The organism is Patescibacteria group bacterium (assembly GCA_041667185.1).
Taxonomy (GTDB): Bacteria; Patescibacteriota; Patescibacteriia; order SG8-24; family SG8-24; genus JBAYFM01.
In genome coordinates this window covers 41,978-51,247 of the sequence record JBAYFM010000012.1, presented here as the reverse complement: position 1 = coordinate 51,247, position 9,270 = coordinate 41,978, and the positions used below count along the sequence as shown (strand labels likewise).

Here is a 9,270-nt window from a genome sequence, read left to right as displayed (position 1 = left end):
GCGTTCAAAATACCATTGACCTCGCTCCAGCGCTTGGCGTTCCGGGCGTCCTGAATACGCTTGACCGGGTCGACAGCGACGAGGATCGCCGAGGCGAGAAAGCCGATGATGCCGATGATGATGAGGAGCTCGATGAGCGTGAAGCCCTTGGCACTCCTGAGACGCGGAGACTTAACCATAAGGTTAAATGGTCTTTAAGCGGGCTAACACGCCCTTATTAAGAGATATTCATATTATAGCACGAGCTTAAAATAGGGTGAAGAGAGGGTGGAAGCGTGGGAGTGCAGAAGTGCTGGAGTGCTGGAGTGCTGGAGACCGACGATCTCCCTGACTCCGTCTCTTCCTCATTCCCCAACTCCAGCACTAAAAATCCCCGCCGTAAGGCGGGGATTTTTCAAAACTTGCTTAGCGTTTAACCTTGACGGACGCGCCTTGATCAGGGTAGCAGGAGCCGATCTCGATGCGATTGCCGCTGGTGCGATGAATGTAGTATCCAGTATTGTCGTCGCCGATAACCGGACTGCCCGCAATGGTCGTGCTCGTTGGATCAAGTGGCAATTCCGCGATATAGGTCGGTGCGATATCAACGATATTAGCGACGCAATCTTCAGCCGAGGACGAAAGCGTAATACCTGCCGGTAAACCGGGACACAGCGGTTTGGTGGCAGGGGTGGCGCAAGCGGCGACGCCGGGATCCTGGCGGACGATCACCTGGGCATTCGTAGCGTGCGTAATGATCGGGGCAATAGTCGGTACGAACGGCGCTCCAGCCACTCCGTCCGTATCAGCCGTCCCATCATAAGTGGCGCGATCATCCACCTGTTTCGTAAGAATGGCATTCAAAACACCGTTGACTTCGCTCCAGCGCTTGGCGTTCCGGGAATCCTGAATGCGCTTGACCGGGTCGACGGCGACGAGGATCGCCGAGGCGAGAAAGCCGATGATGCCGATGATGATGAGGAGCTCGATCAGGGTGAAGCCCTGCTTCAAACGAATAGTCTTGGACATAAGATCTGAATGAATAATAAGAAATGGATAATTGATCTAAATCAACGGTCAACGCGTCGTCGACGGGCACAATTTACCCAAGAAGATCATCCAGGGCAACAAGACGATGGCAGTTACGATAACGCCGGCGATGAAGCCGCTGAGTCCCGAGGCGATGGCCTTGCCGATCTTGAACCGAAAAACGGCACAGGGACTAAGATCGCAAAAGAACTCTTTCTTGATCGAATTCTTAACAGCGGCCGGCGGCAATGAATTTTGAGGTGTCGTTTGTTCCATAAAGTCGCTCGTTATTATTCCAGACCACCGATCAAGCCGGTGGGACCGGAAACGCCGAATTATCAATTCTTTTTAACCGCCGCTTCGACACGCAACTGGACAAGGTCGGCCTCGGTGTCGAACGCTTCGACCAGATACTGGGCTTCACCCAGCGAATAATCAACCGTTTTCAGACCGGCTGGCAGCTCGGCCGTGAGTTGCTTAAGCAACAAGGCGTCAATGGCCGGACGCGGCACCAGGATCGCCCGGAATCTGACCGCTAACTTGACTTCGAAAGTATTCGCCGCCAGACCGACCTTGGGAGCCGTAACCGAGATCTCATTGGAAGAAATGAGATCCGCCAACAGGACCTCGTCGGGGAGCGCCATGGACTTCAGGGTTTCCTGAGCTTCGGTCGCGAGCTTGGCGACGAGCGCCTCTTTGGCCGCGGCAATATCGCCTTCCGTAACCGCCTTGCCGGCCGCACCCGATCCGCCCGCCATCGCCGTCTTGCTCTCCGCGTAAATCAGCGATTCCATCTCCGGTCCCATGCCGGGGATAGTGAAAGTCGTCGGTCCGATATCGCCAGCGGCGCCGGTTTTGTCCGCAGCCACCTCAGCCTCAACTGAACCATTAGCCGGGATAAGAGTAGCCTTCTTCAGACGGAACAGGATGCCGTCTTTCGAAAGACAGCGCGTCGTGGCCACGAACGTGTAAGATTGCGCGGTCTTGTTGATGATGGTGAGTTTGCCCTCGGCCCGTCCAGGGGTCCCGACCGGAGCGGTGCCCGTGGCGTCAAAAGTATCACTGGCGGTCACATCATTCTCAATGGCGCGGGTCACGACGAACGGCATCTCGCCGGACGGCTGTTCCTTGAGACCCAGAAGAACCATCAAGTTGACCGTGGCCGGGGCTTTAGGAACTTCCGGTACTGCTGCCGGCAGCGTCGAGTCCGACTTCTTGAACATGGCCGTGATACCGGCGAGCCAGTCCCGGGAAACACCCAAGCCGCTCTTCTGGGCGAACATGAAGACGCCGGCGGCGGCAACAAAGATGCAGATCAGTACCAGGATGATGAGCGGGAGCAGGCGCGGCTTGCTGCGGGAGCGTTCGCGCACCGGCTCGACCGGCTGCGGCGCCTCGACCGGTTCGACGGCTTTTTGATTGCGCTGACTCAAAATGGATTCGATCGAAAGTTTGGGCTTGCCGGACGACGGCAACTGGCCGACGTACTCCTCAGGCGGCGGCGCGACCGGCTTCTTATCGCCATAGTCATGAGCCGAGTCGAGGATCTCGCCGATTCCGCTGCCGTAATCAGCCTCTTCCGCGGCGGAGATCGCCTCCGGCGGTTCAATCATGACCGATTCCGGTTTGACCGGGGCAGCCGGGGCAGACACCTCGACTTTGGGCGACTCAATCAGCTTAGAAGGCTCGCTCGGAGCAGAAACCGACGCCGGCGTTTCGATAACCGGGGCTGGAGACGGCGACGCGATCGGAGCCGCTGCGGACTGGCGTTCAGTAGCGGCGGCAACCGCGGTTTTCTTTTTTCTCGGAGTAGTTGCTCGTTTGACCATAGAGATCAGTTTATTACCCGCCTGACGAAAAGACCCGAAAAAGGCTTCGCCCCGGCCCGGACCGGACCTGCCGGGAGTCAGGTCGACGCCCGGACCTCCGCGAAGTCCAGAAGCGCGCAACGCCAACCCGGTGGCAGTGGCATAAAGCAGGGAAATACTTTTGAAATCCTCCGCCCGCGCCAGATGGTCGATAGCGATCCCGACGAAAGGATCACCTTTGGCCACCTGAAGCTTGGAAAAATTGGATGCGACATAATCGACCGCCGCCGGCAACAGGCTTGTTCCTCCAGCCAACACCAGTTTGGCGATGGATCGTCCGGTCTGGCGTTGGTAATAATCCACAGTTCGCGTGATCTCCTCGATGATCTCGGACATCGGTTTCTGAATGATGAACAGCGTCCGGGCATGATTGGTAGCCTGATCAAAACCTTCCCTGCGCTTTAGGTATTCAGCCTTTTCCAGCGGGGTGTTCAACTGGACCTCGAGCGCGGCGGTCAAATTGTCGCCGCCCAAACTGACGCTGGAACTGAAACGGATGCCGCCCTGGTCAAGAACCGACAGCGCGGTGGTCCTGGCGCCGATATCAGCGAGCAGGATCGGCTCCGTCTCCCTGCCCGGAACCAGCGCCCGAGCCAAAGCCAAAGACTCGCATTCGAAGAACAGCGGCGTCACGCCGACATGTTCCAGGATATCCCGATACGACTCCAGGATCTCCCGATCAGCAGCGACATAATATAGGACCTGCGTATCTGGACCAGACGGCAACCGGACCGTATCCGCCGCCACTTCCGCGAGTGAAAATGGAAAAAAACTGGCCGCCTCGATCTCCGCGGCCTTGCGGGCGAGCTCCGGCGTCAGATTGGCCGGCAACACGAAAGTTTTGGCGTAAGCCAGCGACTCAGCGACTGAAACGCCCGCTTGCAGCCTGCCATGCTTCTCGCCAAAAACATTATTTAACAAATTCTCCAGTATCAACGCCAATTTTTCAGCATCCTGAATGACGCCGCGCGTAATGACCCCGGCCGGAACCTCGGTGCGGACGCAATACTCCGCCGCGATCGCCTGCTGGCGACGCGTCAAAGAGACCAATTCGATCGAATGGTCCGAGATATCCAGTCCGAAAGTGATCGTTCGCATAAACCGCCTTAACGGCGTCACGGACCGGCCCGTAATTTATCCGCGGTTAAGCCGCGAAACGGGCTCAGAAATATCATACCACACAACCGGGTGCGGCGAAAAACCGCTGAACGCAGCCTCAGGGCACGGATTCGGACCAATTCGTGATCGTCCAACCTTTGGCCTTGCCGGAACCGTTCTGTTTGAGCAAAGCATCAACGGTCACGGTCTGCGAATACTGACCGTCGACCGCGTTGACTGTGATGATCCTGGTCAGTCCGGAGCCGGCGATCGTAGCCGTGCAGGTCTGGCCGCCGAGAACGATCGAACCGCCGAGATAAGCGGCGTCGAGCTTCAGACGGTGCAGCGCTTCTTCCACGCAGGCCGACAAAGCCTCGCGCACCAGCTGTTCGCGTTCGACGTGGCCGGAGATGATGATCTGAGTCTGAGCGACGAACGCTGCGGAAATACCGGCTGAGAGAATGATCGCGGCGATAATGACGACGGCAAGCAAGGCGACGACGCCCGCCGCCGGCCGACCGATGCGACTCCGATCATGGATCTTATGATCAGCCATAATATCAATTCGAATAACCGTCTGATTTCTTTATCTGAGCGGTCGTTTCGAGTTCGGTGGCAGCGGTCGAGTACTGCAGATCCGTGACGTAAGCGGCGCGCAGGCGGATCCGGAAAGTCTTCGTCTTGTTCGGGCGCGAGAGATCATCAATGAGCAGATCAGTCACATTGACCTTGGAGGACGTGAGTGGCAGGACCGGACCAGCTCCTTGCTGAATGGTCAGACGGCCGCCCGCGACCGCAAAAACCGTAGGGTTCCGCCCGGAAGCGACTGGCATGATGAGCGAAAGCTGACCAGGGTTGATGCCAAAGACCGAACCCGCCAGATTATAACCGTCGGCACGGCGAATCTCGGAAGTGATCCGGGCGAGCGCGATCCGGGCGTTGCGTTCAGTCTCTTGAAAAGCCGCGGATTTGACGCGCGTGATCGTGAATTCGTAAGCGAACAGCGTTGACGACACTAAAACCACCCCGACGATGAGCAGATAAACCATCATCTCGAGCAGGGTGAAACCCCGGCGGTCGGCGCGCTGGCGAAAATGGGCGTTCATTGGCTGTAAGTTACGGTAATATCTTCGAATGATGGCGTCACCATATTATTGGTCGTCGTGAGCGTCGCGCGGTACTGCAGATAGCGTCCGGCGACGACCAGCATGTTCCAACCATCGCTGGCGCTGGTTTCCGGAGAGGTCCAGACGCTCCAAGAAGCGTCCGGTGTCGGCACATCGCCGGTCCGCGCTGCGATCGTGACCGACGTTCCCGCCGGCAGGGCTGTGTGCCAAAAAGCGGCGTCGAAGATGGAAACAGTATCAGTATCCAGAACCGAGGAGATGAAAGTTCCGACCGGAAAAAACGGCTCCGGATCCTTGAGCAGGACGCCTTTTTCGCCGCAGATCCAACCCTCGGTCGTGAGCTGGACGGTGACACCGTAAAGACTGCGCGTCGTCGGCGAAGTGAAAGAATTCCAGGCCAGGCCGTCGTATTGCAGGATGACGCCAAAGTCGCCCACGGCCCAGGCATCGGAGGTTGAACGAATATCAACGGCATTCAGACGAACAACTGTCGGCGAGACTGCCGTCGTCCAGGCCAGGCCATCCCAATTCAGGATGACGCCGCCGTCGCCCACGGCAAAACCCAGGGTCTCCGATAGGACATGCACGTCGTTCAAACGGGTCGCAACGGGCGTCGTGTCGGTCGTCCAGGACGCACCATCCCATTTCAGAATGACGCCGCCGTCGCCCACGGCGAAACCCAGGGTCGGAGAATAAATGAAGACGCCATTGATATTCTGCCCGGTGGGGCTGCTGGCGAGCGACCAGGTTGTGCCATCCCAATGCAGGATGACGCCGGCAGCACCGACTGCGAAACCATCCGTCGCGGACAGCATCGAAACGGAATTGAGATCGTTCGCGGTCGGAGAAGGAGTGAATTCAGTCCAGACCGCGCCGTCGTAGCTGAGCAATTCGCCGGAATTGCCGACGGCGTACGCGGCGGAAGCGGTCACGGTGTCGATCTCGTTAAGGCTGCGATTCGTGGGCGAGGCAACAGATGTCCATTCAGTGCCATTATAATGAATGATCGTCCCCGACCGTCCCACGGACCAGACATCGGCCGCGGCGACACCGTCAACACCGAAGAGATTCTGGCCGGTCGCCGCATCGCGCACGAGACGGACCTGTTGGAGCATGGCTGTGGAATAAGTGATGGTTGTGCGAAAAACAGCCTGATACTGCAAATACTGGCCGACAGGCGAGGTGATGGTCGTACCGCCCTTGTCAGCGGATTCGGCGCTCCAGGCCGACCAGGTGCCGTCGGGTATCGGCGTATTGCCGGTGCGAGTCTGAAAAACAATACTCGTGCCCGCTGGCTCAAGCGAATCCCAGCTGATGGTATTCCAAAGGGTCGTGGGCGAACCGGAATCGATGACCGGCGAGATCCAGTAGGCTGGTGACGGATAGACCGGAGTGTAGTGATAAATGGCGCCGCCCTCGCCGACTGCCCAGCCTTCGGAGGCGGATTGCATATGCACGCCCTGGACGAGCGGATTCGACGGGTTGGCGAACACGTACTGCGACCAGGCCGTGCCGTTCCATTGCAGAAAAGTCGCCTCGATGCCGACTGCCCAGCAATCATCGGTCGCCGTGCACCAGATATCGCGCATCTCGTTCGGCGTAGTGCTCGCCACGGACGCCCAGGATGTACCGTTCCAGTGGAGGGCGAGACCACCCTGGCCGACAGCCCAAACGTCGGACGCGGAGATGACGGCCACGCCGTTCAAGCCCGAGCTGGTACCGGTGTTCACGAGCGACCAAGCCGTGCCGTTCCAATGGAGGGCGACGCCGTTGTTGCCGACCGTCCAACCATCAGTGTCCGACAACATATCAACGGCTTCGAGGGTTTTATTGGTCGGCGAGGACATGGCCGACCAGGTCGTGCCGTTCCAGCGGATAATCGTCCCTTTGGCGCCGACGGCATAAGCCGAGGTCGCGGAAACGACCTTGACCGCATGGAGATCGTTCAGTGTCGGCGAAGTCATCGTTGACCAGGTCGTGCCGTTCCAGCGGATGATGCGGCCGCCCATGCCGACGGCGATAACGTTGGTCGCCGACGAAAAATCAACGTCAAGCAAGCTGTCCGTGGTCGGCGATGGGTAGGCTGACCACTCAATGCCGTTGAACCTGGCGATCTGACCGCCCTGGCCGACGGACCAACCATCGGTGAGGTCTGTCACTTTCAAGTCGAAATAAGTTCCGGCGGCCGGCTCATTATAATAAATGGAAACGCTGTTCAAACGCGAAGTCTCGAAAGTGTAGGTCGTGGTCAAGGTCGCTCGGTACTGGAAATACCGGCCGGCTGGAGACGTAATCGGGGCGTTCGTAGGATTGGTGAGTTCGCCGCTCCAGGCCGACCAGGTGCCGTCGGGTATCGGCGTGTTGCCGGTGCGGGTCGCAATAGTGAGATGGGTGGCATCGCTGGGAAAATATTCGTCCCAGAAAATATGACCCCAGTTCACGTTTTGGCCGGCATCGAAAACCTTGGAGATATAAGTACCGGAAGCGGCGTAGTGATTGCCGTACTGCCAGATGACGCCGCCGTTGCCGACAGCATAAGCCTCGTTGGAAGAAAGCTGAAAGACGCCGTTGATCGTATCGGCCGCCGGCGCCGCAACACTCGACCAGGCCGTACCGTTCCAACGCAACAGAGTACCACCGGCGCCCGTAGCCCAACCATCGGTCGCCGAAATCATATAGACATCATTCAATACGTTGGCTGTCGGCGACGCGTAAATCGACCAGGCTGTGCCATTCCAGCGAATGATGGTGCCCTGGGCGCCGACCGCGAAGCAGACGTTCGCCGCGCCGCAAGCGATGCCGTTCAAAGCCTTATTCGTCGGTGAAGTGAAAGCTGCCCAGGTCGTACCGTTCCAGCGGCGAAGAGCACCGCTTGAGGCGACGGCCCAGCCGTCGGTCGCTGAATTCATCCAGACCGCCATCCAACCCTGGTTGCCGGTGTCCACGAATTGGCTCCAGGCCGTACCGTTCCAGCGCCAGAACTTGCCGCTGTTGCCGACCGCCCAGCCATCGGTGGCCGACAACATGAAAACGTCGTTCGCGGTGGTGCCGAGCGAGGGCAAGCTCGACCAGCTCGTGCCGTTCCAGCGGATGGCGTCGCCGTTGGTGCCGACCCCGAAGCCCAGAGTCGCGGAGACCATGTCGATGCCATTGATCGCGCGGGAGGTCGGAGAAGTTATGGTCGCCCAGGCCGTGCCGTCCCAGCGCAAAAGTGTGCCGCCGGCGCCGCCCGCGAAACAATCAGTGGAGGACGAACAGGAGACCTCATATAAATGAGAGGCGGTAGGCGAAGTCATCGCCGCCCAGCTGGCTGACGAGGCCAGAGCCACCGCTCCAAGGTCGCCGGTGTCGACGACCACGGTATTCGTCGGTGTGCCGGTCGCGAAGTGGGCGTCAGTCGTCTGAAAGAAGGTCTGGCCGGCATAGATCTGGATCCAGCGAGGCACGCCCTTTTCCTTGATGACGGCCTCGGTGCCGGTGTCGTAGGTTTCCGTGTCGATGAACGTCCCCTGGCCCCAGAACGCGGCCGAATTATGGATCTCGAGCGTGCCTTCGCGAGGCGTCCAGATCTTAGTCGTCGCGGCCGGAGCGAGTTCCACGGAGGCGTTCTCGCCAGAGCCGACCGTACGCACATTGTTCATGACACCGGCGTTGAAATCAGTGTCCGTGGACTGACGCCAGTCGTAGACGTTCCAATTGGTGAAATAGGCCGAGGCGACGGCGTTGCGGGCGAGACCGAAACCGGAGATCCAATTCACCGTCGCCGTGATCTTTTTCGTGCGGGGATCGACCGAGCCGCCGCTCGCGACGATATTGCCGCCGCCATCACGGCTGACCGGCTCGATCGCCACCACGCGGCGGAACATCAGATTACCCTCGGCGGTGTCGTCATAATTACCACTGAACGACCAGACCGTCGTCTTGGCCAACCCGTGATCGCCGGCGGTGAGATTCATCCAGGAAGCGTTCCTGATGGAGCGCGCCGCCTCGATCCCCTCTTCAGCCAAAAACGAAGCCCGCGACCGCTCGCGCGCTTCCGAAGAAGCGATCATCGGCCCGGCCACAAGATTGATGGTTCCGGCCGCGAGCACGCCGAAAACAGCGATGGCCACGAGCGCCTCGATGATCGAGAAACCTTTGCTTGCCGCGGATATCGTCTTACTCATTCT

General features: G+C 59.0%; 7 protein-coding genes. All 7 read right to left on the bottom strand.

The features are described from left to right. The coding region (locus tag WCT10_04860; GenBank protein ID MFA6604130.1) for a prepilin-type N-terminal cleavage/methylation domain-containing protein at positions 1 to 179 on the bottom strand (179 nt) is incomplete at its 3' end. A 226-nt stretch (positions 180 to 405) separates the two neighbouring features. Next, the gene (locus tag WCT10_04855; protein MFA6604129.1) at positions 406 to 1,008 is read right to left on the bottom strand and encodes a prepilin-type N-terminal cleavage/methylation domain-containing protein; all 603 of its coding nucleotides are present in this window, start codon (positions 1,006 to 1,008) and stop codon (positions 406 to 408) included. A gap of 48 nt (positions 1,009 to 1,056) precedes the next feature. Beyond that, positions 1,057 to 1,284 (bottom strand): hypothetical protein, encoded by a 228-nt coding sequence (locus WCT10_04850; GenBank protein MFA6604128.1) that lies wholly within the window; start codon positions 1,282 to 1,284, stop codon positions 1,057 to 1,059. Positions 1,285 to 1,346: 62 nt separating this feature from the next. Continuing rightward, positions 1,347 to 3,974, bottom strand: coding sequence for a pilus assembly protein PilM (gene pilM / locus WCT10_04845; GenBank protein ID MFA6604127.1), 2,628 nt, complete (start codon positions 3,972 to 3,974; stop codon positions 1,347 to 1,349). A gap of 118 nt (positions 3,975 to 4,092) precedes the next feature. Then, positions 4,093 to 4,530, bottom strand: a complete 438-nt coding sequence (locus tag WCT10_04840) for a hypothetical protein (GenBank protein MFA6604126.1) — start codon at positions 4,528 to 4,530, stop codon at positions 4,093 to 4,095. Between the two features lie 4 nt (positions 4,531 to 4,534). Further along, entirely contained in the window at positions 4,535 to 5,080 is a 546-nt protein-coding gene (locus tag WCT10_04835; protein ID MFA6604125.1) for a prepilin-type N-terminal cleavage/methylation domain-containing protein, read from the bottom strand. Beyond that, positions 5,077 to 9,267 carry a prepilin-type N-terminal cleavage/methylation domain-containing protein gene (locus WCT10_04830; GenBank protein ID MFA6604124.1) on the bottom strand — a complete coding sequence of 1,397 codons (4,191 nt, stop codon included), beginning with the start codon at positions 9,265 to 9,267 and terminating at the stop codon, positions 5,077 to 5,079. Before WCT10_04830 ends, WCT10_04835 begins: the two co-directional genes overlap by 4 nt. Positions 9,268 to 9,270 lie beyond the last annotated feature (3 nt).

What these genes read in the sequence shown, in the direction of transcription:
- WCT10_04830 (MFA6604124.1), bottom strand. Translation starts at nt 9,267, where the DNA reads ATGAGTAAGACGATATCCGCGGCAAGCAAAGGTTTCTCGATCATCGAG.
- WCT10_04855 (MFA6604129.1), bottom strand. Translation starts at nt 1,008, where the DNA reads ATGTCCAAGACTATTCGTTTGAAGCAGGGCTTCACCCTGATCGAGCTC.
- WCT10_04835 (MFA6604125.1), bottom strand. Translation starts at nt 5,080, where the DNA reads ATGAACGCCCATTTTCGCCAGCGCGCCGACCGCCGGGGTTTCACCCTG.
- WCT10_04850 (MFA6604128.1), bottom strand. Translation starts at nt 1,284, where the DNA reads ATGGAACAAACGACACCTCAAAATTCATTGCCGCCGGCCGCTGTTAAG.
- WCT10_04840 (MFA6604126.1), bottom strand. Translation starts at nt 4,530, where the DNA reads ATGGCTGATCATAAGATCCATGATCGGAGTCGCATCGGTCGGCCGGCG.
- pilM (MFA6604127.1), bottom strand. Translation starts at nt 3,974, where the DNA reads ATGCGAACGATCACTTTCGGACTGGATATCTCGGACCATTCGATCGAA.